General features: G+C 42.9%; 19 protein-coding genes. 10 read left to right on the top strand and 9 right to left on the bottom strand.

Going from position 1 to position 22,161, the window contains the following annotated elements; all coding sequences use genetic code 11:
- Positions 1-153 precede the first annotated feature (153 nt).
- From FPZ42_RS06830 to FPZ42_RS06795, 8 genes are all read left to right on the top strand, one after another.
- Complete coding sequence (locus FPZ42_RS06830) at positions 154-3,627, top strand: TonB-dependent receptor (RefSeq protein ID WP_222431549.1); 3,474 nt, start codon at positions 154-156, stop codon at positions 3,625-3,627.
- Positions 3,628-3,644: 17 nt separating this feature from the next.
- A complete protein-coding gene (locus FPZ42_RS06825) occupies positions 3,645-5,420 on the top strand; it encodes a RagB/SusD family nutrient uptake outer membrane protein (protein ID WP_146269750.1) in 1,776 nt (591 codons plus the stop codon).
- A 642-nt stretch (positions 5,421-6,062) separates the two neighbouring features.
- Positions 6,063-6,896, top strand: a complete 834-nt coding sequence (locus FPZ42_RS06820; RefSeq protein ID WP_146269749.1) for an alpha/beta fold hydrolase — start codon at positions 6,063-6,065, stop codon at positions 6,894-6,896.
- 40 nt (positions 6,897-6,936) lie between these two features.
- Positions 6,937-7,482: a hypothetical protein gene (locus FPZ42_RS06815; RefSeq protein ID WP_146269748.1), complete on the top strand. Its 546-nt coding sequence runs from the start codon at positions 6,937-6,939 to the stop codon at positions 7,480-7,482.
- Positions 7,479-8,444, top strand: coding sequence for a TlpA family protein disulfide reductase (locus FPZ42_RS06810; protein ID WP_146269747.1), 966 nt, complete (start codon positions 7,479-7,481; stop codon positions 8,442-8,444). Before FPZ42_RS06815 ends, FPZ42_RS06810 begins: the two co-directional genes overlap by 4 nt.
- Positions 8,445-8,529: 85 nt before the next feature.
- Complete coding sequence (locus FPZ42_RS06805; protein ID WP_146269746.1) at positions 8,530-9,114, top strand: Crp/Fnr family transcriptional regulator; 585 nt, start codon at positions 8,530-8,532, stop codon at positions 9,112-9,114.
- Between the two features lie 70 nt (positions 9,115-9,184).
- A complete protein-coding gene (locus FPZ42_RS06800) occupies positions 9,185-10,156 on the top strand; it encodes a quinone oxidoreductase family protein (RefSeq protein WP_146269745.1) in 972 nt (323 codons plus the stop codon).
- 489 nt (positions 10,157-10,645) lie between these two features.
- Entirely contained in the window at positions 10,646-12,178 is a 1,533-nt protein-coding gene (locus tag FPZ42_RS06795) for a S41 family peptidase (protein WP_146269744.1), read from the top strand.
- Positions 12,179-12,327: 149 nt separating this feature from the next.
- Here the strand turns inward: FPZ42_RS06795 and FPZ42_RS06790 are convergent, their stop codons facing one another.
- The 3 genes from FPZ42_RS06790 to FPZ42_RS06780 all read right to left on the bottom strand — a co-directional run bounded on the left by FPZ42_RS06790 (position 12,328) and on the right by FPZ42_RS06780 (position 14,764).
- Positions 12,328-13,257: an alpha/beta fold hydrolase gene (locus tag FPZ42_RS06790; protein ID WP_146269743.1), complete on the bottom strand. Its 930-nt coding sequence runs from the start codon at positions 13,255-13,257 to the stop codon at positions 12,328-12,330.
- 2 nt (positions 13,258-13,259) lie between these two features.
- Positions 13,260-14,168 carry an NmrA family NAD(P)-binding protein gene (locus FPZ42_RS06785; protein WP_146269742.1) on the bottom strand — a complete coding sequence of 303 codons (909 nt, stop codon included), beginning with the start codon at positions 14,166-14,168 and terminating at the stop codon, positions 13,260-13,262.
- 74 nt (positions 14,169-14,242) lie between these two features.
- Positions 14,243-14,764, bottom strand: coding sequence for a Crp/Fnr family transcriptional regulator (locus tag FPZ42_RS06780; RefSeq protein WP_261382243.1), 522 nt, complete (start codon positions 14,762-14,764; stop codon positions 14,243-14,245).
- A gap of 347 nt (positions 14,765-15,111) precedes the next feature.
- Here FPZ42_RS06780 and FPZ42_RS06775 point away from each other — a divergent pair, with 347 nt between their 5' ends.
- Positions 15,112-15,750, top strand: coding sequence for a GNAT family N-acetyltransferase (locus tag FPZ42_RS06775; protein WP_146269740.1), 639 nt, complete (start codon positions 15,112-15,114; stop codon positions 15,748-15,750).
- On the top strand, positions 15,747-16,730 hold the full coding sequence (locus tag FPZ42_RS06770) for a nucleotide kinase domain-containing protein (RefSeq protein WP_146269739.1): 984 nt from the start codon (positions 15,747-15,749) through the stop codon (positions 16,728-16,730). Before FPZ42_RS06775 ends, FPZ42_RS06770 begins: the two co-directional genes overlap by 4 nt.
- A 7-nt stretch (positions 16,731-16,737) precedes the next feature.
- Here FPZ42_RS06770 and FPZ42_RS06765 read toward each other — a convergent pair whose 3' ends face one another.
- From FPZ42_RS06765 to FPZ42_RS06740, 6 genes are all read right to left on the bottom strand, one after another.
- On the bottom strand, positions 16,738-17,463 hold the full coding sequence (locus tag FPZ42_RS06765; RefSeq protein ID WP_146269738.1) for an alpha-ketoglutarate-dependent dioxygenase AlkB: 726 nt from the start codon (positions 17,461-17,463) through the stop codon (positions 16,738-16,740).
- 560 nt (positions 17,464-18,023) lie between these two features.
- Entirely contained in the window at positions 18,024-18,938 is a 915-nt protein-coding gene (locus tag FPZ42_RS06760; RefSeq protein ID WP_222431548.1) for a helix-turn-helix domain-containing protein, read from the bottom strand.
- Positions 18,939-18,967: 29 nt separating this feature from the next.
- Entirely contained in the window at positions 18,968-19,423 is a 456-nt protein-coding gene (locus FPZ42_RS06755) for a DUF2147 domain-containing protein (RefSeq protein WP_146269736.1), read from the bottom strand.
- A complete protein-coding gene (locus FPZ42_RS06750) occupies positions 19,420-20,400 on the bottom strand; it encodes an SDR family oxidoreductase (RefSeq protein ID WP_146269735.1) in 981 nt (326 codons plus the stop codon). Before FPZ42_RS06750 ends, FPZ42_RS06755 begins: the two co-directional genes overlap by 4 nt.
- Positions 20,401-20,640: 240 nt before the next feature.
- Positions 20,641-21,333 (bottom strand): SDR family NAD(P)-dependent oxidoreductase, encoded by a 693-nt coding sequence (locus FPZ42_RS06745; RefSeq protein ID WP_146269734.1) that lies wholly within the window; start codon positions 21,331-21,333, stop codon positions 20,641-20,643.
- A gap of 54 nt (positions 21,334-21,387) precedes the next feature.
- Entirely contained in the window at positions 21,388-22,161 is a 774-nt protein-coding gene (locus FPZ42_RS06740) for an SDR family oxidoreductase (RefSeq protein ID WP_146269733.1), read from the bottom strand.

The raw sequence follows: 22,161 nt of genomic DNA, 5'->3' as shown, positions 1-22,161 counted from the left end.
AATGCGTCAACATCCCGGGTGTTGTTCATTCTTATAGCTAATACCCTACAGCTTGGGGAAGCATCGTATTAACTAATTAAACAACACAAATTTATGATTATTTTTTACAGGAAGCCGCTTTCGGGAAATCCCGTTTGCCGTAAATTACTGACAATGATGAAGCTTGTTTTCGTGTTGCTCCTAACGGGGCTGCTGCAAGTACATGCCAACGTATTTTCACAGAAATTATTCAACATCGATAAGGAGCAGGTGACTGTTTCTTCGGTACTTAAACAAATCGAGCAGAGTAGTGAATATTCTGTCTTTTACAGGCTAGATCAACTTGATAAAAACAGGCTTGTGACTATCCATGCACACCAGGCCAGTATAGAAGATCTGCTGACACAAGTTTTGAAAGGCCAGGCGCTAACGTATCATGTTGTCGACCATCTGATTATCATCAAACCCAGCGGCGCGTCTATTGCACCGATATTTGCAATAACAGGTATAGTTACAGACGAGCAGGGACAAACCTTACCCGGTGTTACAGTGAAGCTCTCCGGTACAAACTTAGCTACCGTCACAGACGTACAAGGGAAATATAGCCTGACCCTGCCCTCCGGTGAAGGTAACCTTGAATTCACCTTTATCGGCTTTGTGTCAAAAACTGTAGCTGTCAACGGCCAGCAACGTATTGATGTCAGACTCACCGCCGACTCAAAAGCACTGACGGAAGTAGTAGTGGTCGGTTATACAACACAAAGGAAAAAAGATCTGACGGGAGCTGTTTCAGTGGTAGATGTCAAAAATCTTAACAAAACAGCTTCGTCATCTGTCAATACACAGCTGCAGGGGCAGGCACCCGGTGTTACAGTGATCGGGTCCGGTCAGCCAGGCGAAGAGCCGCAGGTACGGATTCGTGGATTTAATACCTTTGGCAACAACACACCTCTATACGTTGTTGATGGAATTCCAACGCAGGATGTCAGTACCCTGAATCCTAACGATGTAGAAAGCTTTCAAGTATTGAAAGATGCCAGTTCGGCGTCGATCTATGGCGCCAGAGCTGCCAATGGTGTGATCATCATCACCACAAAACGCGGAAGGGGTAAAGTAACCATTCAATACGATGCTTATTACGGAACCCAGGTACCCAAAAGCGGCAACGTATGGCAAACGCTCAATCCGCAGGAAATGGCTGATCTGAAACATCTGGCACAGACCAATTCCGGGATCACGGACTTTACAGACGAACAATATAACCCGGATGGAAAAGCAAGCAGGTATACGCTGCCCGACTATATCGTACCCGCGGGCGCCAAAAATGGCGATCCGGCAACGGATCCTTCTTTATATTACGTAAACCCCAATTATACATCCGGTGATGATTTCAATAATTTTAACCGTATCACGAAAGCCAATAAAGCCGGTACAGACTGGTACCACGAGATATTCAAAAGTGCGCCAATAACGAGTCATAATATCGCCGTTGGATCAGGTGGGGAGAATGGCAGCTATTTATTTTCTGCCAACTATTATAATCAGCAGGGAACCCTGATCGATACATACCAGAAACGTTATACCCTACGCGCAAACAGCACATTCAATTTTAATAAGCATATCAGGATAGGCGAAAATCTGGCCTACTCGGTAACTAAGAACCCCAAGGTCAGCGGTAATAACCCGGACGGCGTGATTACGATGGCTTTACGGCAGCAACCGATCATTCCGGTTTATGATATTGCCGGTAATTATGCCGGCAGCTACGGTTCTGGGCTTGGTGATGCAAACAACCCGGTAGCCATTCAGCAACGGTCAAAGGTAAATTCGGACGTTGGATACAGGTTGTTCGGTAACATCTACGCCGAAGCTGACTTCCTTAATTCCTTCACTTTCCGTACTTCATTTGGAGGAGATATCGCTAATGGCAACTCTCACTACTTCAATTATCCTACTTATGAAAATAAGGAAAACACACAGACCAACAGTTATGGTGAAGATTCCTACAGCAACTGGAACTACACCTGGACGAACACGCTGAGCTTTCATAAAGAAATTAGAAAACATGATATAAAAGTTGTAGCGGGAACAGAGGCGTTTGAAGAATATGATAGTTATATCGGCGCGTCCAGGCAGAATTACTTCTCCTTTGATCCGGATTATGTTAACCTGAACACAGGATCTGCATCAGGGATCGGTAATTATGGCGCACGCAGTACATCTACACTGTTATCCGCTTTTGCCAGGGTTGACTACAGTTATGGGGGTAAATATCTGTTTAACGCGACAATCCGAAGAGACGGCTCATCTAAGTTTTCAAAAGAAAATCAATACGGCTATTTTCCAGCGGTCAGTGCCGCGTGGCGTTTATCGCAGGAAAATTTCCTTAAAAATGTGAGCTGGTTAAGCGACCTTAAGATCCGCGGTGGATGGGGTATTATGGGCAATCAATTGAACCTGACACAGGCTAACGCTTACTACACTTACGGATCGAGCATCGGTCAATCCTATTATCCGATCGGAGGAGGCACAACGATCGTGCCTGGATTTTATCAGCAGCAGATCGGTAACCCGGATGCGAAATGGGAGAAAGATATCAATAGCAATATTGGATTTGATGCGACCTTGTTTGGAGGGGCACTTTCCGTAACCGCAGATTATTACCGAAAGGATATCAAAGATTTGTTGTTCAATCCTGAACAATTAGGGACGGTTGGTAATGGCACAGTGCCATATGTAAATATTGCAAAGATGCGTACAGACGGACTGGATGTAGCCGTAACAGGGAAAACTAAAATAGGATCCGATCTGACGCTCAATACGACGCTTTCCGTAACGACCTATAACAATAGAATATCAAAGGTTTCCAATAGTTCCTCATACTTCTATTCCGATATATCCAGACGTTTCGACGTTAATATGGTCAGGAATGAAGTTGGTCATCCGATCGGACAATTCTATGGTTATAAAGTTGTGGGATTTTGGAATTCCCAGGATGAAATTGATGCAGCCAATGCAAAAGCAGTACAGTCATCCGGTAATCCGAATGCCGTTTATCAGAATGATGTAAAGCCCGGGCGCTTCCGGTACGCTGATGTCAATGGTGATGGGGTGGTAAACGATGCCGACCGTACTTTTATCGGTGATCCAAATCCGGATTTTACTGCCGGATTAAATTTGGGCCTCACTTACAAAGCGTTCGACTTCAACATTTTGCTGTATGGGTCATTCGGTAACCAGATATGGAACAACGTCAAATATTGGAGAGATTTTTATGCGTCATTTGAGACGGCTAAGAGTTATACTGCACTTTATGATTCGTGGACGCCAACAAATCATAATGCAAAAGCGCCTATACAGGAACTGGATGCTTCAACCAGCAGCGGCTCAACACCTAATTCTTATTTTGTCGAGAACGGATCCTACGTCCGTGCACGAAATGCCCAGCTTGGATACACTTTCACTAACCTAAAAAAAGCGGGTATACAAAAGCTGAGGATATATGTGTCTGCAACCAATCTATTTACCATTACTGGCTACAAAGGCACAGATCCTGAGCTTAATGGCGGTGTATTGAATTTCGGTATTGACGAAGGAACGTACGCTACACCACGTACCTATCTGATAGGTGTAAATGTCTCATTATGATCAAAAAATATAAAGCTATGAAATTTAAAATTAAACTGATCATCATATTAGCAGGAACGATAAGTCTGGGCGCCTGCAAAAAATATCTTGACAAGCCCCTAACCGGGGCGCTTGAAGGACCGCTGCTGGAAACAAAAGAGGGCGTTCGCGATCTACTGATCGGTACCTATGCGGTGCTGGATGGACAGCAGGGCGGCGATGCCGCTATCGGCGGCGGTGGTGCCTGGGAGGCCTCGCCGGACAATTGGATATACGGAGGTGTAGCCGCCGGTGATGCCAACAAAGGCAGTGATCCCGGCGATCAAACCCCGATCGAATCTATTCAGAAATTTACAACAGATCCCACGAACGGTTTTTTAAACAGCAAATGGAAGGCAGACTATGAAGGGATCTCCAGAGCTAACCTTGTGCTTAAGACCGTTGCTAAAGTAAACGGTTACGCCACTGGGAAAAAAGAGAATATTATCGCTCAAGCCCGTTTTTTGAGAGCTCACTACTATTTTGACCTCAAAAAAATGTTTGATAAAGTGCCATATATCGATGAAAACACGACTGACTTCAATCAGCCGAACAACGTAGATATCTGGCCGAAGATAGAGGCAGATTTTACGTACGCTTATCAAAATCTGCTTGGTCAGCAGGAGGACGCAGGAAGGGCGAATAAATGGGCGGCGGGCACATACCTGGCAAAAACTTACTTGTACGAGCATAAATTCCCAGAGGCGAGGGCAATTTTTGAGACCGTTGTTACACAGGGTACGACAGCAAACGGCCAGCCGTACAAGCTGAATGATAATTTCGAAGATAACTTTAGAGCAGCAACGAACAACAGTGCCGAATCGGTATTCGCTGTTCAGGCTGCTGCCAACGTAGATCCTAATGGGATATCGAATGCCAATAACGGTGACATGCTGAATTTCCCATACGGTGATGGCAGCCCATTTGGCTGTTGCGGATTTTACCAGCCTTCAATTGACCTGGTTAACCACTTTAGAACGAATCCGGCTACAGGCCTGCCATACCTGGATGCTTACAATGATCATCCTTTAAAAACTGATATGGGCGTTTCATCTGCTCAAGATTTTACGCCAGACCAGGGTACAGTTGATCCAAGATTGGACTGGACGGCTGGCAGAAGGGGAATACCTTATCTTGATTGGGGAATTCATCCGGGAAATAATTGGGTCCGGAATCAGGCTTATGCAGGTCCTTATTCACCGATCAAGATGGTTTATGGGCAAGCAGCACAAGGTACGGAAGGCGACGGTCACTCCTGGGCTCCGGGATCAGGTATAAACAATAACATCATCCGTTTTGCAGATGTCTTGCTGATGGACGCAGAAACGCAGGCACAGACCGGAAATCTTTTCCGGGCGATGGAACTGGTTAATATGGTCAGGGCAAGGGCCGCAAACCCTGCCGGATGGGTATACCAATACAAAGACCCTGATAAACCAACCGCGGGATTTTCTGATCAACCAGCAGCGAATTACAAGGTCGGCCTTTATGATATGAGCTATTTTGCTACAAAAGAAAGCGCACTGAAAGCGATCTATTATGAAAGAAAGATTGAGCTTGCACTCGAAGGGCATCGTTTTTTTGACCTGGTGCGCTGGGGGATTGCTGCTCAGGAGATCAATAGTTATCTTGCTTTCCAGGGAAAATTTACCCAAGATGTGAGAGGTGGTAGGTTTACTGCAGGAAAAAATGAAGTTTATCCTATTCCGCAAAGACAAATTGATCTTTCAGGCGCAGGCGGAAGTCCGAAATTGATCCAGAATAAAAATTATTAATCAAGGCACGATTAAACAGCTTGATCATCGAACATTACTCGGCGTTTGTAATTAAGGTTTCAATAATCGTGACTAAATAAGTGACCAACTTGCAGTGTGATCTTGCATAATCAGCTTACCGTACTGATCGACGGTACCTTACTTCTATAGCTTACGCTAATCTTTGTGCAATGAAGCTTGTTTCGCGAGGGAACAAGCTTATTTATTTGAATCGAAGAGGATCGGTTACCGTTAGTTCACTTAACCCACTCATTAAAATTCTCAGTTATCAGAATGAAACTGCCGCTAAAGATACCCGTAGATTTCCATGATCAGACAAAAATAGACATCCAATTAAATACGGAGTAATTTGTTTAGTTAAATTCTAAGATATAACGATATCAAAATCATCATTTGCCAGTCTTATTTGGATTCATCGCACTGATAATCTACTAAGCAATTCCGTGTTGGTATTTAAGTATTGGATACTGATGTCAGCGCCTTTTTATATTTCAAGTAATATAATACCCGCATTAACTTTTTAATTAAAAGTTAGTTTAATAAACTAAAGTGTTAATCATTTACACAAAAAAGGAGTAATGTTATTTATTTCGAAATCCAACAATCAATCAATGGTTCTGTTGGTAAAAGAAATATTTATTTATGAAATTCATTACCAGTAAGGATTCGGGCGGAATCGAAACAAAGATTTTTTATGAAGACCTCGGACACGGAAGGCCGGTTATCCTCATTCACGGATGGCCACTGGATCACACCATGTGGGACTATCAGGTAGCTGCACTAACAGATGCGGGCTTTCGTTGCATAGCTTATGATCGACGCGGGTTCGGCAAATCAAACAAGCCATTGACGGGATATGATTACGATACCCTGACCAGTGATCTCAAAGCACTAATTGATGAACTGCAATTGGAAGACGTGGTATTGATCGGGTTTTCCATGGGTGGGGGAGAAGTGGTAAAATACTTTAGTAATTACGGTGGTCATGGCGTTGCCAAAGCAGTGTTGATCAGTTCTATTGCACCATTCATGCTGCAAACAGATGATAATCCTGATGGTGTACCACAGGAACAGATCGATCAGATTGCAGCGAATATTCAAGAGGATCGGCCCGGTTTTCTTGGTAGTTTCGGTAAACAGTTTTATGGGGTGGGTTTACTCAATAATCCAGTAAGTGAACAGCGCCTGACGTTTGATCTTATCTGTGCGATGCAGGCAACCCTAAAATCAACACTTGAATGTGCGGTTTCTTTTTCCAGCACTGATCTTCGTGGAGATATTTCATCTGTTAACGTACCAACGCTGATTATCCATGGTGATGATGACAAGACCGTGCCCATCCAACCAACAGGTGAACAGGCCGCAAAACTGATCAGTGGTTCAGAATTCATTATTTACGAAGGCGAGCCGCATGGACTATTTATTACTGCCAAGGATCGATTAAATGCAGATTTAATTGATTTCATTAGCAGATAGCAATATAAAAGTTATCCATTTATTATCTTTAAACTAATTAATGCTAAAATCAGGCTACCAAATTAAATGGAAGCCTGGTTTTACTTTTAGTTTATTGTTAACGATGCTATTGTTTTTTTGGGGCTTGAAATCCACTGTTTCAACAGCAAAGATTCAAGAGCATGTCACTATTACGGGTACTGTTATTCACCGGACTTTTTCGACCCCTATGGTGTTAGGATTTAACTTTTTAAATCCTTTTGAGAATGTCAGAATGAGTGCGACATTAAACAGCCGATCCCAATTCTCAATAACTGGAAGAATGAAGTTCGTCCAAAACATGACTATCGCTTATAATAATACTTTTATTAACTTATATGAGTTCCCTGGCGACTCCGTGCATATTGCTATTGACGCAGCATTACTTGACAAACCGAATTTTCAGTGGCTGAAAATTTCCGGGGATCATGCCCAATTCAGTAGCCAACTTAATTTGCTTCACGATGCTATCAGTAAACTTCCATACAATAAATACGATTATTCAGTATCAGTGCCTAATATGTTGGATACGGTGAAAATGATTATAAGAGATACTTATCTTTTATGACTGAGTACGAAAAATCACATCCGCTTGACCCGGCTGTGCGCTCTTTTTTTCTTAAGGATATTAAATTTTCGATATCAAACTGGATCGCTGATTACGTTGATGAGGGCAGTAATTCATCGTCAGACCGGGCAGGGCGAATTAACTTATTTCGCGATCCATTCTTTGCTATAAATGACGACAGTAATTTTGTAACGATGATGTATCCGTATCACTTGGCTAATTTCCAATACTGGAAAATCAGCGAAGACAGCACGGTAGTCCGTGCTAAAAGGGAAGGAAGAAATCGCGAAGCGCTCATTGGTGGCATTAAATTAATTCAATCATCCAGTACAGCGAGTATAAGCAAGGACTATATGATCTTTAATTACATTGAAGGATTTCTTAAACGTGCTCCATCATTTACAGATTCATTACCATCTTTAAAAAATCAATTCTTTGACGAAGGAACATATACCTATCTGGAAAGGACTGCTGAACGCACGCGCACCGTCAGTCTTCCAAAAACATTGATTTCTACAATAAGCTGTCTGCAAAATGGAGGGGTAACTAATACAGCTAATGCAGATCTCATTGAGCTACTCACTAGGAAATATCCCGGAAAGGTCATTTATCTTGATATCTATGCTACCTGGTGTGGGCTATGTTTAAAAGAAATGGAATTTGCGCCCGCGATACATCATCAGTTTGCTGGTCAAGACGTCATATTTGTTAACCTGTGCATGCAATCAGACGAAAAAAAATGGAAGGCGTTGGTCAACGATAGAAAGCTTGAAGGTGAGCAATATTTTTTGAATGCTGATGATACCAGGCTCCTTATGGGAAGCTACAATATTTCCGGTTTCCCAACTTATTTACTGGTAAATCGTAGTGGCCGTGTAACAACCTTAAACGCACCAAGACCTTCTGAATCGCAACGTCTTAAACGGGAGATTCTAAAACTTTTATTGACTTCTAAAAATTGATGTTACATCACCCATTATTGTTAAACCAATTTTTTTCTAAACTAAGTTAAAAGGGCTAATTTTATATTCAGCGAAGTTTGAGCCGATGATATTCCAGTTTCAAAAACAGTTTCCGCAATTGAACGCCTACTGGGACCGTTACCTTCCTTTACAAAAACGTTTGGAAATACCTGCGAAAACAAAGCTGCTGGAGGAAGGCGTTGTTTCGCACCAGGCTATTTATGTAGAAAAGGGTTGTCTTCGCACATATTTCAATAACAATGGAACAGAAACCACCGTGCAGTTCTTTTTTGAAGAGGAAGGGCTGAGTTCGTTGGATAGTTTTATCAACAACTTGCCAAGCCCTTATACGATCGAAACGATCGAACCATCGGTAGTTTACCTTTTGTCCAGAAAACATGTTTTACAACTCATGGAAGAACTGACCTATGAAACGGATTTCCTGATGATGTTCATGAAAATTACAGCACGCAGGCTGACACACTATTCAGGTGAATTTATTTCGTTTATCAGGGACACACCCGAAGAACGTTACCAGCGTTTGTTGAAGGAGCGTCCCCATATCATTCAGCGTGTCAGCCAACACTATATTGCATCCTATCTTGGCGTAAGCGCCGTTCATCTAAGCCGCATCAAAAGCAAACTGGCCAAGGGGCATCTGCATTTTTGAAATTGATAACATATGTTAATGCGCCAACCTTCCGTGTGCTGCAATTTTGTCCTATTAAATAATTAATAACATGAAAGCAGCAGTAATTTATGAAAAGTCGGATATTCCACAATATGTAGATTTTTCGCCTCCACAACCTAAAAATGACAACGAAATATTGGTCCATGTAAAAGCTGTTGCCATTAAACACTTTGACAAAGGTGTAGTCAGCGGTACGCATTACAGCAGTGCTATAGAGCGGCAAGGCGGTAAGGTAATTGGCGGAGATGGCGTTTGTATCCTGCCAGATAAAACCCGCGTTTACGCCGTCGGGGTAAGTGGGATGCTGGCGGAGCAGGCAACTATTGAGAAGGGACGTTTTGTAGAAGTGCCGGATGCCGTTGACGATGCTACCGCGGCGGCATTACCTAACGCGGTCTTCGGCGCAGCTATGGCATTAAAATTTAAAGCGAGCATACGCCCGGGAGATGTGATATTGATCAACGGAGCGACCGGCTTCACGGGAAGGGTTGCTGTACAGATCGCCAAACATTACGGTGCCGGCAAGATCATCGTTACCGGGCGGGACCAACAGTCGCTGAGCGATCTTTTAGAACTTGGTGCCGACGAAGCAGTTTCGGTTTTGCTGGATGAGGCGCAGTTTAAATCCAAAATACAAAGCTTTCACCAAGAAACGCCGATCAATATCGTGATCGACTATCTATGGGGAAGAACAGCAGAGCTTATCCTAACCGCATTAAAAGGTGATGGCGGTTTTACATCCCGTACACGTTATGTATCAGTAGGGACCATGTCAGGCGATGTCATAAACCTATCAGCGACAATTCTACGCAGTACCGATATCCAGATAACAGGATCCGGACTTGGCTCCTGGAGCAGGGAACAGGTAAAGGAGTTATTCTCGTCAATCCTTCCGGAAATATTCTCTCTTGCTGCCGCAGGTGAATTGGTAGTTCAAACGGTTCAGGTTCCGATCAAAGAGATCAGCAGTTTATGGCAGCTTGATATAGCTGGGGGCAAACGGCTGGTTGTAACCGTTTAGTCTGCTCGGCTAGAGAAATATCAAGATCCGGTATTGGGTGTCTACAGTTATTTTGGTTTATGGATACTATTTAATGCGAAGGCTTATTCTAGGAATTAGGCGGCAAAATGCTTTGCAGACATTGTGGTTTTCCGTATTACTTCCGCATTTAACTTGTTGTTGCCCAAATACCTGGCACGCTGGTGGTATTGTTGATGTTGTTGATTGCGATCACTCAAGGGTGCCTTGAGAGAATGGGCTTATGCTGGCTTTACACTTACTGTGATAGCTGGCTTGACCGGTTATGTTGCCGCTGGCGACCCGGAAACTCACCCGGTATCCGCGTTTGTCGCTTTGTCTTAATTGCTTACTTTCTATTTCACTTACCTAACTGGCAAAGCGTATCGGATGTCCAATAGTATGAGCAACTTTAATTACAAATTATTTGCTCAAAAATCCATCGATCATTTAACTAACGATTGATTGCATTAACAAAACGATGCATGAATATTGGATAAAATTTCGTGGCGCTTTTATGTCACGATTGATGATTTATTGCGTCTTTTAGGCAAACGATATCGTTGTTATTGGAAGACGTTTAAATATCTATTTATGAGGCGATTATATCATGTCCTTATGCTCCTGTGTTTCTCCGTGCTTTCTGCCAGAAGTCAAAATGCATTGACCCGGCAGCAAATGTACGAAGATTTTGATATGCTCACCAGTAGGATTAAGGCTATTTCGCCACACATTGCAATCAAAAAAGCCCTCTGGAAATATGATGCGCTAAAGGAAATGGGCAGGATTCGTTCCAAGATTGACACAGCTCGCGGCACAGCAGCGTTTGAGCTAATTGTGAGCGAGGCGCTCAATGCCTGTCAGGATTACCATACCAGCCTGATGGACCGTCCGGCAGCTCTCCAGGAGCCATATACTAAGTTCCACTTTTACCTGCCTTTAGCTTATGTAAACGGAAAGTATCTACTCACCAGAAGCATCACAGCGAATAACCGGACCATACCCGCCGGGGCATGGGTGAAAGCGGTCAACAGTCAGAAGCCAGATGCATTTGTCGCTAGCTTAACCGGTGAACTGGTAATGCGCTACGACCTGAACCGCAAAAAATTTTATGCAGAAAATTTTTGGGAGAACCAGCGCACTGTGCAGGACGGCTATATTGAAATCACTTTCGAAGATTCGGCCAAAGGAATTGCGCTTGTACACTTTGACACTGAAAAGAGACTGACATTTGCCCGCCCAAACCGGGATACAATTCGTAACCAGGTAGATTACTGGTCAGAATTCAAAGTTTTATACATAAAGCTATTCCGTATGGATAATGCATTAATCCCCAAACTTCAAAGTAAGATCGCAGCTTACCGGGATGGAAAAAGACCTATAGATAAAATAATTATAGACTTGAGGGATAACGTTGGCGGCAATGACGTTGTCTGGCAAACAATCTTTCAAGCATTACTAGAAAAGCCTCTTAGCTATCCTCTTATTTTAGACGGCCCACATCCAAATAATTTGGGAGCAGATTTTTTAAAAGACCGAGAAATTCAAAAAGACAGTGTGATTAGCGAACGAAGACCATTTCTCAGGAAGTTTGACTTCTATCAATATACTCAGCACAGTTCGGTTTTGGTTCCAAGCGATTCTTCTATCCGGTTTAAAGGGAAAATCGTCATGATCGGAAACGAGAACATCTATTCGGCTGGTGCCAGCGCTTTTGTAATTTCCCATTTGGCTATGGGGGATCGGTTCTACTCCGTAGGGCGCCCAACCGGGAGGTTTTTGGGCGTGGGCTATTCTCCTGTCATCTTTAAATTGCCACACTCCGGCATCCACTACCGCATTGAACCTGTAGTGGATGCCACGCTATCTACTGGGTTAGTCGATCTGATGCATGACAGGTTCGAGTTTGATGTGCCCTATACACTGGAGGAAATTATTCGTAGAGACGCTTTTGAAGGCAATACACTTGGAGCCAATTACTTGATACATTTTGACCCACTTACTAAAAAGGCCCTGGATTTGTAACTTGTAAGAGATTAAACTTAATAGGAATAGATAATTAAAGCTTATCCTATAGGCAGTGGATACATCATTAATTATGAAATTTAAAAAAAAATTGCTAAAGCCTTGTAACACATTGCGGAACTGTTAATGTTGATCAGTATATAGCGATTTTAGTTACCACCAAGCTTTTTGCTTGTCAAAAAAGCAATAACCGCTTCATATACACCCGACGGATCCTCTTCAAACATATAGTGTCCAGTATTTGCCAAATTCACCAGTTCGTAATTTTCCGCTAAGGCTGGTAAAGCGTACTGGTAAAAGCCGGAAGAGACATTGCTGGCTATGCCTAAAACAGGCATCTGAAGCTTTGAATAATTTTTAGCATCTTCAATATCCTGGTTAAAAGCTTGGTACCAGGCGTTAGAGGCACGTATACGTTCTGGCTGGTTGTAAACGCATGCATATACATCCCTTTCAAAATCAGGAATCTTAGAACTATCTACCATTACATAGTCAAAAAGCCAGTCGAGCAGGTATCGGTAACGTCCCTGCAATAATTGTTCAGGCAGTCCTTTAACTTGGTTAAAACTCATCCACCAGGTGTAAGGTTGCTGATGATCTATCTTTTTGCCAAAGGTTCCCGGAGATGGCATAAGTTTCATCTGCATCATTCCCTCATTGGGATGAAGCCCGTCAGCAAGGATCAATCGATCAACAATATTCGGATAGTTGTGCGCTAAACTAGCTGCTACCATACCGCCTATATCATGACCTAAAACATAAGCTTTATTAATATATAACGATCTCATCAGCTCGTAAATATCAGCCGCCATTGTTTTTTTGTCATAGCCTGAAGGTGGTGTTGCCGAACTGCCCATTCCCCGGATATCCACGACGATCACCCTGCAATGTTCAGACAAAGGCACCGCCACGGAACGGTAAGAATACCAGGTTTGCGGCCAACCAGGCAGACATAGCAAAACGGGACCGTTACCTCCGCTGTCTACAAAATGCAATCTCGTACCGTTTACATTCATCATATGACTTGTAAAGTTCGGCCAGCGCTTAACAAGTTCATCATCACTGAATATCTGTTCCATCTTTATGCTTTTTTGTTGTTGTATATTTCTTTGATTGTGGTCTCTAAAGTTTGCCATGTTAATCCGTCGTATCGGTCGTTTTCCAGCGCTTCGTGATGTGCAGCAAACATGCTGTAGAGATATTGCATTTGCTGCCACTGCGGATACAATTGGTTTTCTCCTTCAGGATCTTCTGCGCGTGCTTTTTTGATATAAGCTGAGAACTGCTCCAGCGTACCTTGTTGATTAAGATCGAACCGTTCACTAAAGACGTTTTGGGTAAGTGCTGCCAGTTCATTAGGATTTGTTTGAAAGCTTGCAATGCGTAAAGATCTTGGCGCTTCAGCATCCAATGCCACGCATGCTGTGAAGTCGGCCGTTTCTTCTACAGTGGTAAAGTCGATCTGCCAATCAGCTTTGCCGGAATAATAAGTTATTGATCTTGACTTGGTATCCAGTAGTGGGATATCATATTGTAAGACGTATGCAAAAGCTCCGTTGAAAATAGAAGTTGCTTGTATGTCGCTGGCATCAAGGATTCCTTTAAACTCCCTGCGCAGGTCAAAGTTCCTGTTTTCCCCCGGTTCTATTTGGGTAAAGTCGGTACAAAAGTCCGATGGAACAAAGCGCGGAACGCCAGCCTTGACGGCAGCGTCCAGCAACTGCCTTTGTGCCGTTATGATCACGTCACGCAAACCCGCAAGTACAGAGATAACGCATGAAACGCCTTTGCATGCTGAGATCAACCCCGCTTCGTCGTTAAAGCCGACCGCGATCACCTCCACTCCGGATTGCCGTAATGCTTCGACCTTTTCCTTGGTGCTTTCTTCCCTTATAAGAGCCCGTACGCGTGCGCCTTTATTAAGTAATGATCTGCATAGTTTGCCACCCAGATGACCGGTAGCTCCAGCAACTAAAATAAGGTTCTCCATAGTTTTAACGTATTTGTCCTGCAAAACTATGGGGTTATCTACCTAGCCGAGCTACCATTTGGTAGAATATGCAGTTAGCGCAGATTTTTCCTGATGCGGCTTAATGCATTGGGTGTTATGCCGAGGTAGGAGGCCATCTGTTTGACGGATACCAGCTGCATAAAGCCCGGCTTTTTTAAAAATTCGAGATAGCGTTCTTCAACGGTCATGGTTTGGAAGCGGATGATCTCATCGATCATACGAATGGCCATTCCTTCCCACATTTTGCGGCCGAATTCCTGCCAGGCGGGTAACTGTTTGTAAAGCACTTCCATGTCTTTTTTACTGATGCAATATAATTCCGCATGCTCGACCGCCTCGATATTGAATCTGGTAGTTCTTTCCGGACTCAAACTGGAGATCTCCGTAAAAAATTCGCCAGGCTGCACGATCCAGGCGGTTAGTTCATGGTCCTCATCATAGTAAAAGCGCAGACCACCGCTTCTCAAAAAATAGTATAAGCTCGCTATTTGCCCGCGTTTGAGCAGCAGATCTCCTTTGTCCAATACTTTGGGTCTAAAATAACTGATGACGGTTGTAAGATCCTCTTCGGTCATGTTGACCCTCGAGAACAAGAATTTTTTTAAGTCTTGCATGAAAAGCCTGAACCACTAAGATAGGGATAAAGATCTTTTTTACGATACTTCAAACAAAGCGGTCTGTTGAGTGCCACTTACAAACGTCAAAAAGGGTCAATCATTTTCTAAAAATGAGTTGATCTTAGCTGTCATAAGACAACCGAGTTAAATAGGTTCTGTCAGTAGCTTGTTCCGGGGATATGTGACGAAAGCAGCGACAGGAGCATTGTTAAGTTCGTTCAATTCGGATGTGCCCAAAAGGTGCTTATTGATCATCAGCGAGAGATTTGTTTAGGCGTATGTGCAGATGGTAGTTCAATAATTATATGAACGGTACAAATTTGAATAACGGCGACGGCGAATCAAACAATCGTATCAATTTCCCGTTTAGCCAGCATATTCATACCATTCCGGTCAACCTTACCATGCCGCAGATATCTCTTGAACTTGATGACCTTTCTATACGCCGTATCGACCAGATAGCATTGAATGATTATCCTCATTTGGTTCGTCATATTTTTGAATTGTTGTCAGATAAGGCCACTTTACGTTTCATACCTGAAAAGGAGGTCATTGATCTGAAAAGTGCGCGGCAGTGGCTCCTTACTTCCTTGATGAACAGCCAGTGCGGCCGGAACCAAACCCATTTGATCCACTCACTGACTTCCGGCGATCTGTTGGGTATAATTGATATCATACCACCGAACGTGGCGAGGGAATATTACCAGCTTAAAAACTATCCCTTTTTCATCGAGTTTTATTTGAAGAGCACGGTCTTTGGCCGTTCGATCATGTCGGATCTGTTGCCAAAGTTAGTAGATAAACTCCAGGACCGTGGTGTTCAGCCTTTGGCAGCTGTCGTGAACAGAAAGAATATACCCGCCCGCAAAGTTTTAAGCCGGTCGGGTTTTGCCTTCGAGCATTCGTTCGATCAGCTTCAGGACCTGTATTCGCTTAGCGTATGAACATCCGCATCGTCAGCAAACCTCCTGTTGCTTCAAAAGTATTGGATACCTACTGGAGGTTCGCAGCAGCGCGGCAAGAGATATTCTTTGCGCGGCTTGCCGGTAAAGGTCTTTTGACCGATGACCCGATCTTACGCAAGCATAAATTTACCAATGCATACAGGGCGGCTGACCGGGTATGCCAATACCTGATCAGGAACGTCATCTATGATCAGGCCAGGTCACCGGACGAACTGCTGTTCCGGATCATACTCTTCAAGTTATTCAATAAGATAGAGACCTGGCAACTGTTCGAGCAAGAATTCGGGGAGGTGACCTGGAAAGAGTTCAAATTTGAACGCTACACCAAGTTGCTGGATCAGGCTATCAAAGCAGGCGGACCTATCTATTCCGGCGCGTACCTGATGACCTCCGGCACTACCGCCTATGGTTATTCAAGAAAGCACGAGAACCATTTGCGGCTGATGGAGCACATGATGCGTTCACGTTTGGTTGATAAGGTACAGCAAGCAACATCGATGGGGGAGGTGTACGAGGCGCTATGGAGCTACCCAACGATCGGGAAATTTCTGGCTTACCAGTATGCGACCGATATCAATTATAGTACGCTCACCAACTTCAGCGAAATGGACTTTGTCATGCCTGGCCCCGGTGCTCGTGACGGCATTCGGAAATGTTTTGTCGACCTTGGAGATTTTAGTGAAGCGGATATCATCCGCTATATTACGGAAAAGCAGGAACAAGAGTTCGAGCGGCTGAATATAGACTTTAAGACCTTATGGGGCAGGTCGCTGCAACTGATCGATTGCCAGAACCTGTTCTGTGAAACGGACAAGTATGCCCGCGTTGCGCATCCCGAAGTTAGCGGCATATCCGGCAGGACAAGGATCAAACAAGTATACTGCAGAAATGACCTTGAGATCGAGTACTTCTTCCCGCCAAAATGGGGACTGAACGAACGCCTGCACATCCTGCCGTGATCTTTGATCAGCCTCTGCTTAGCTGAGCGATCTGCGCTGCGCCAATATTAAATTTTTCCTGTAAAATTTGAGCGACCTTGCCATTGGGATCGATCGGGTGAACCTGTTTTGGTTTGACCTTTCTATAAGTAATGGAAACTCTACGATCGCGGTGATAGACTTCACCATCCACTTTGTCCTTTTTGCGGGGAGGAATAGCATGCTTCCATTTTTTACGGGCATCATCCTGCATGACATAAACAGAACGTCTTGGTATCTCTATGTCAAATACTTCCTGACCCATGCCTTTGATAAAGCGCATCACACAACTGCTTCCCAAATTCACACCGCAGATCTGGTTCTCATAATAAGCACGGTCTTTGTGAGGTTTGATACCTTCACCAGGCACATACTCATTAATGATGACCTGATCAGGTTGCAGATCGATGATCTTCTGCTCCACCAATTCAACAGATAGTTGATGGATTCGCGATGGCATGGCTACAGGGAAAGGGATCAAAGCGTAAGGCTTTTCCAGTTCGTTACGATAGCCATAATATTGCAGCCGCCTTAAGTAATCAACGATCCATGTCTGGCTATCTATTTCTTCAAGTAACTGGTCTTCCCTTGCCTCATTAATAAAATCCGGGTATATAAATAGTCCTGCTAATCCTGTTTCCATTATAACGCTTTGGTACCTTGTTAAACCGTTGAGCGCTAAAATGGTTGCAAACAGAGATATTAAAAGTGTCATTGTACAATGGATATTGTTCTGTATCCTTTATTGGTTTGTTTAAATAGCTTTTTAAATCGCTAATAATAATTGTGACAGTCGATACTCTGATTAGCTGTCAAATCTCAGAAACTTGGCATTTTTGAGTCTATTCCGTGCAATTGTTGCATAATTTGGATTTAACTTAATACCTACATAAGAAAGTCCATATTTTTTCGCATGCAACTCCTACCGTGCCCGATCCAAAAAAGGGATAAGTTTTTAGCCTTGATGAATTCCGGCTCATGTAAAATTTTAGTTTCAAGCTTGCGTAAATTGCCATCCTCATCATCTATCAATTTGTCCACTGTTATATTGCGGTGCTCGATCGTAAACATGATCGTTCTATAGATTCCGTAAAGCTGAAAACTTTTCAGCGATAAGTAATAGGTTACGAAAATCAAGAAAAGATAAAAGATTTGCAGGTGAATGAAATGGTGCTCACCCTTAAAAATTACATTGTCCAATATAACCATGGTCCGGCGATTGCTTTTCGTGATTTAAGCTAAGTCAATGGGTCGATCATAGGATGGTAATTGAAATTAGTTGAACGAAGCCCGATACTCTACCGGAGAAAGCTTAGTCTTGCTTTTAAATAGCTTGCTGAATGATTGCGGGTATTCAAACCCCAGTTCAAACGCGATCTCACTTATGGTGAGCGTCGTAATGGACAGTTTCTCCTTAGCCTTTTCAATTACTTTGTTGTGAATGTGCTGTTGCGTGTTCTGCCCAGTGAGGGTTTTCAAAACGCTGCTCAGATAGTTTGGCGAACTATTTAAAAGTCCGGCCACATGTTGAACGGTAGGCAACCCTTTTCTCGCAATTTCATCTTCATCAAAATGATCATTAAGTATCTTCTCTAATTTGTCAAGTAGCTGGCTTCCTGATATTTTACGGGTCAGAAACTGGCGCGTATAAAACCTGTCGGCATAGTTAAGGAGTGATTCAATTTGGGAAATAATAATGGCATCACTGAATTTATCGATATGTGAATGGTATTCCTGCTCAATATTTTTAATAAAACCTATCAAGATATTCTCTTCTTTTTCTGAGACGAAAAGAGCTTCATTTATTTCATAACCAAAGAACTCGAACTTTTTGATGGTTTTTAACAAAGGGAAGCCCCATAGCATATCAGGATGGATAAGCAACATTACACCTGAACTTTTAAAATCCTGATCCGCGCTGAATGTAAAAACCTGGTTGGGAGCGATGAAGAACAATATACCGTTATCAAAATCATATTGCTGTTGTCCATAACCTAAATGAACACGTCCAACATCTACTTTCTTAAGTGAAATAAGATAAAAATCGAAGATCACTTTTATGCTTTCTTCATTTTTGTAAGGCGTGATCTCGTTGAGATCAATAACACTTATCATTGGATGTTGTGGGCCGCCAACGCCTAAGATCTTGTGATATTCTTTTATCGTTCTTATTCTATACGGTTGTTGCATACGGATCGTATTAACATTTTAATAGCAAACTATTTCTCAGCGACCTTTTGCAACGTCAATCCCGGATTCAAACCAAAGAATGACAATCCCCAGAAGCCTTTAATATTAAGATCGCCAGTTTGCGTGATGGTCAGGTAAGAGTCATAGGTCTTTCCTTTGCCTCCGTCATAATCATATAATTTCCCTTTCCACCTTTTTTTTCGGGTATCATAAGTAATATCACTTAGTAAAGTAATACCTACCAATGGCTTGTTACGTTTTGCCACGTCTGGATTATTGACGTCCAGCATAGGTTTTCCTTCCTTATCCAAAGAATCTTTGAGCTCTACGAGTTTACCGAAATATTTTTGCTGCGTTTTGTAGATGCGCACTTTACCAGTTTTTACAGGACTATACCAAGTACCTATAATTTTGTCAGCATTAGATTGTGAAAATAACATCTTTGAAAATGACAAGAAAAGAAATGATGATAATAATTTTTTCATTCAGCACTATATTTTGAAGCGAAGTCCTTCGCAAAATCTTGTATTTTAACATTTCCTAGTTTGGCTGGTCTGTTTTTAAAGTATTCTTTAAACAGGCTGCCATGATGTATAGCGGCATTCATTTCTGTAAATGCTTTCGCATTTGTTTCTGACGCGCCAATTTTGATAAAGGCATCGGTCATTTGCTGATCGCTGATGAGTACCCATTCCAAATATGGTTTACCAATAGCATTCCCTAAGATCGTTGCTATTTCCTGGCAGGTTAATTCGTCACTGGCCACATACTTCACGATTTTACCTTTCTGCTCATCATTGATTACATCCGCAATTGCGGATGCTATATCAATAGGAGAGACCCAAGCTATTTTGTCACTTTCTCCATAATTTGACAAGATGATCCCGGAATATCCTTTAAGCAGCCCTTTAAAACCGTAATGTTTCAAGTAGATCAATTTACCAATGATACTTTTCAAAAAGCCGTTGCCTTTTATCATATCCGTAAAAGCATACAGATTGTAATCGAATGAGGCAGGCCTTAAATGGGTCACATTGACGTCAGAAGGAAGTCCCTTCAAAATACTTTCTGCCAGATAGTGAAAATCCAAGACCCCGGCCCCGGCCGGCTTTTCAGCACCCACACTACTCAAATGAATGACCTTTTTGATGCCTGCCGTTTGAATTGCCTGAAAATAATTATTACAGATATCTGATGTTTTCTTTCGGCAATCGAGATCCCTTTCCCCGAAAAAATTGAATGGCGGGATCATGCAGTAAGCTGCATCCTGACCTGCAAATGCTTTGCTTAAAAAAGCGATATCTTCTATTTTTCCAATTGCAGCTTTTGCGCCCAACTTTTCAATTTCATCTTTCCTTGACTCCGTACTGCTTACTACAGTTACCTCGTGCCCTTGTGTTATCAACTTAATCACCAATGGCTTACTGATATTTCCTACCGAACCTGTTACGACAATTTTCATCTTTTACTGATCATTTATATGGATCAAATATCAGACTACAGGATTAATAGCACGTGTTCAAATCCACGTATTGTGTTCAAAACCTTTTCATATTCCCAAGCAAATTGACGCGTTAAATTCTGAAACAACGTTGAACAATTGATTATGTGATAAGAGGTAGTATCTTGAATTTTTTTTTGATTTATTCTATATATTTACACCCGGAAATTGGAAATGCTCTATTAATGACGCATTCTTATTTTACCATGATATAGGCTCTCCAAAACGATTTACATATCGTAAGCCCGGTATACCAGCATTTTCGGTTACAACATTCACCACCAAAGGAATGCTTTCAGAAACATCCAATAAAGCATCTGAAGTGCCCATATCTGTTCTTACCCATCCCGGAGCAATGAGCAGCATGGCCCTTGGATCATTGGCATGGCGTGCGGCAAATGATTTGGCCAGCATATTCAATGCAGCTTTGCTCGAGCTGTACAATTCCCAGAATGCGCTTGCATTGGTAATACTGCCCAGTTCTGACGACATGAGTGCGATCACACCGGTTGGCGTAACGTTTTCATGAAAGAGCTCTACCACACGCATCGGGCTAAGTGAGTTGGTCAGCATCATGTCTACAAAGTCTTGCTCCTTAACGTTTAGTGGCGTTAGTTCATTAGCCCTGCTTATGCCGGCGTTGACAAATAAGACATCTAAGCGGCGGGATTCAATGCGTTCATGCAGGTTGCGGACACTTTCAAGATTAACAATATCCACCTGCTCGTGTATCTCCAGATTCTCCGGATATTGCTTTTGGAGATTTTCGAGCGCTGACGCTGCTTGCCTTACGGTTGCAATAACCTGAAACCCCCGTTTGCAATACTCTTCAGCCAAAGCGAATCCAAGTCCGCGAGAAGCTCCAACAATTAATACTGTTTGTTTTTTTGCCATAATCATGAAATTTAAAATTGATTCGAATTGTTTGATCTACCGTTTTTACTTGAATTAAATAACTGGTGTAAGTAAAGCTGTTGCACTCATACCTCCATCGGCAATAATATTCTGACCGGCGATATATGACGAATGATCCATGGCCAGGAAAGCAATTATTGCGGCCATTTCTTCAGCACGGGCCACTCTTTGCAAAGGCGTGCGGCTCAGCACATCCTGCAGTTTAGCCTCATTCAACAATAAAGCTTCTGTTAACGATGTTTCGGTGAACCAGGGTGATAGGGCATTTACACGTATACCGTCTTTTGCCCATTCGGCAGCCAGGCTTTTGGTTTGTTGAATCAACGCTGCTTTAGACATGGCGTAAGGAGAACCCGTTTGTACGTCCAGAAAGCCTGCAACAGAAGCGATATTCACGATTGCCGGATGCTTAGCTTGAACCAATAGATGATGCAAGCTCCGGGAAAGTTCAAATGGCGCGATCAAATTGACCTCGAGTATCTTTTGATATTCCTGTACTGTAAATTCAAGCGTAGGCTTACGGATATTCATGCCTGCATTATTCACCAATACGTCCAATACCCCCCAATGTGCATTGATCCAATTGGAAATTTCCTGACGACGCTGAGCATCTGCCATATCACCGGCCAATCCCGTTGCGGGTAACCCTTGTTCTTGTAGTTCCTGTTCAAAGGATGCTACTTCAGTTTTACTTCTTGCAGTAAAAAGCACTTGTGCACCCAGCTTCAAGGTTTCAATGACGGTGGCATGGCCAATACCTCTAGTGCCGCCGGTGATCAGAATTTTTTTACGATGGAGATTCCACAT

The organism is Mucilaginibacter achroorhodeus (assembly GCF_007846095.1).
In the GTDB taxonomy this organism is placed as follows: Bacteria; Bacteroidota; Bacteroidia; order Sphingobacteriales; family Sphingobacteriaceae; genus Mucilaginibacter; species Mucilaginibacter achroorhodeus.
The sequence above is the reverse complement of the archived record's forward strand: the minus strand, read 5'-3'. Positions and strand labels throughout refer to the sequence as shown.

What these genes read in the sequence shown, in the direction of transcription:
- FPZ42_RS06740 (WP_146269733.1), bottom strand. Translation starts at nt 22,161, where the DNA reads ATGTGGAATCTCCATCGTAAAAAAATTCTGATCACCGGCGGCACTAGA.
- FPZ42_RS06765 (WP_146269738.1), bottom strand. Translation starts at nt 17,463, where the DNA reads ATGACACTTTTAATATCTCTGTTTGCAACCATTTTAGCGCTCAACGGT.
- FPZ42_RS06755 (WP_146269736.1), bottom strand. Translation starts at nt 19,423, where the DNA reads ATGAAAAAATTATTATCATCATTTCTTTTCTTGTCATTTTCAAAGATG.
- FPZ42_RS06830 (WP_222431549.1), top strand. Translation starts at nt 154, where the DNA reads ATGATGAAGCTTGTTTTCGTGTTGCTCCTAACGGGGCTGCTGCAAGTA.
- FPZ42_RS06790 (WP_146269743.1), bottom strand. Translation starts at nt 13,257, where the DNA reads ATGGAACAGATATTCAGTGATGATGAACTTGTTAAGCGCTGGCCGAAC.
- FPZ42_RS06760 (WP_222431548.1), bottom strand. Translation starts at nt 18,938, where the DNA reads ATGCAACAACCGTATAGAATAAGAACGATAAAAGAATATCACAAGATC.
- FPZ42_RS06770 (WP_146269739.1), top strand. Translation starts at nt 15,747, where the DNA reads ATGAACATCCGCATCGTCAGCAAACCTCCTGTTGCTTCAAAAGTATTG.
- FPZ42_RS06805 (WP_146269746.1), top strand. Translation starts at nt 8,530, where the DNA reads ATGATATTCCAGTTTCAAAAACAGTTTCCGCAATTGAACGCCTACTGG.
- FPZ42_RS06815 (WP_146269748.1), top strand. Translation starts at nt 6,937, where the DNA reads ATGCTAAAATCAGGCTACCAAATTAAATGGAAGCCTGGTTTTACTTTT.
- FPZ42_RS06820 (WP_146269749.1), top strand. Translation starts at nt 6,063, where the DNA reads ATGAAATTCATTACCAGTAAGGATTCGGGCGGAATCGAAACAAAGATT.
- FPZ42_RS06745 (WP_146269734.1), bottom strand. Translation starts at nt 21,333, where the DNA reads ATGGCAAAAAAACAAACAGTATTAATTGTTGGAGCTTCTCGCGGACTT.
- FPZ42_RS06750 (WP_146269735.1), bottom strand. Translation starts at nt 20,400, where the DNA reads ATGAAAATTGTCGTAACAGGTTCGGTAGGAAATATCAGTAAGCCATTG.
- FPZ42_RS06775 (WP_146269740.1), top strand. Translation starts at nt 15,112, where the DNA reads ATGAACGGTACAAATTTGAATAACGGCGACGGCGAATCAAACAATCGT.
- FPZ42_RS06825 (WP_146269750.1), top strand. Translation starts at nt 3,645, where the DNA reads ATGAAATTTAAAATTAAACTGATCATCATATTAGCAGGAACGATAAGT.
- FPZ42_RS06800 (WP_146269745.1), top strand. Translation starts at nt 9,185, where the DNA reads ATGAAAGCAGCAGTAATTTATGAAAAGTCGGATATTCCACAATATGTA.
- FPZ42_RS06785 (WP_146269742.1), bottom strand. Translation starts at nt 14,168, where the DNA reads ATGGAGAACCTTATTTTAGTTGCTGGAGCTACCGGTCATCTGGGTGGC.
- FPZ42_RS06780 (WP_261382243.1), bottom strand. Translation starts at nt 14,764, where the DNA reads ATGACCGAAGAGGATCTTACAACCGTCATCAGTTATTTTAGACCCAAA.
- FPZ42_RS06810 (WP_146269747.1), top strand. Translation starts at nt 7,479, where the DNA reads ATGACTGAGTACGAAAAATCACATCCGCTTGACCCGGCTGTGCGCTCT.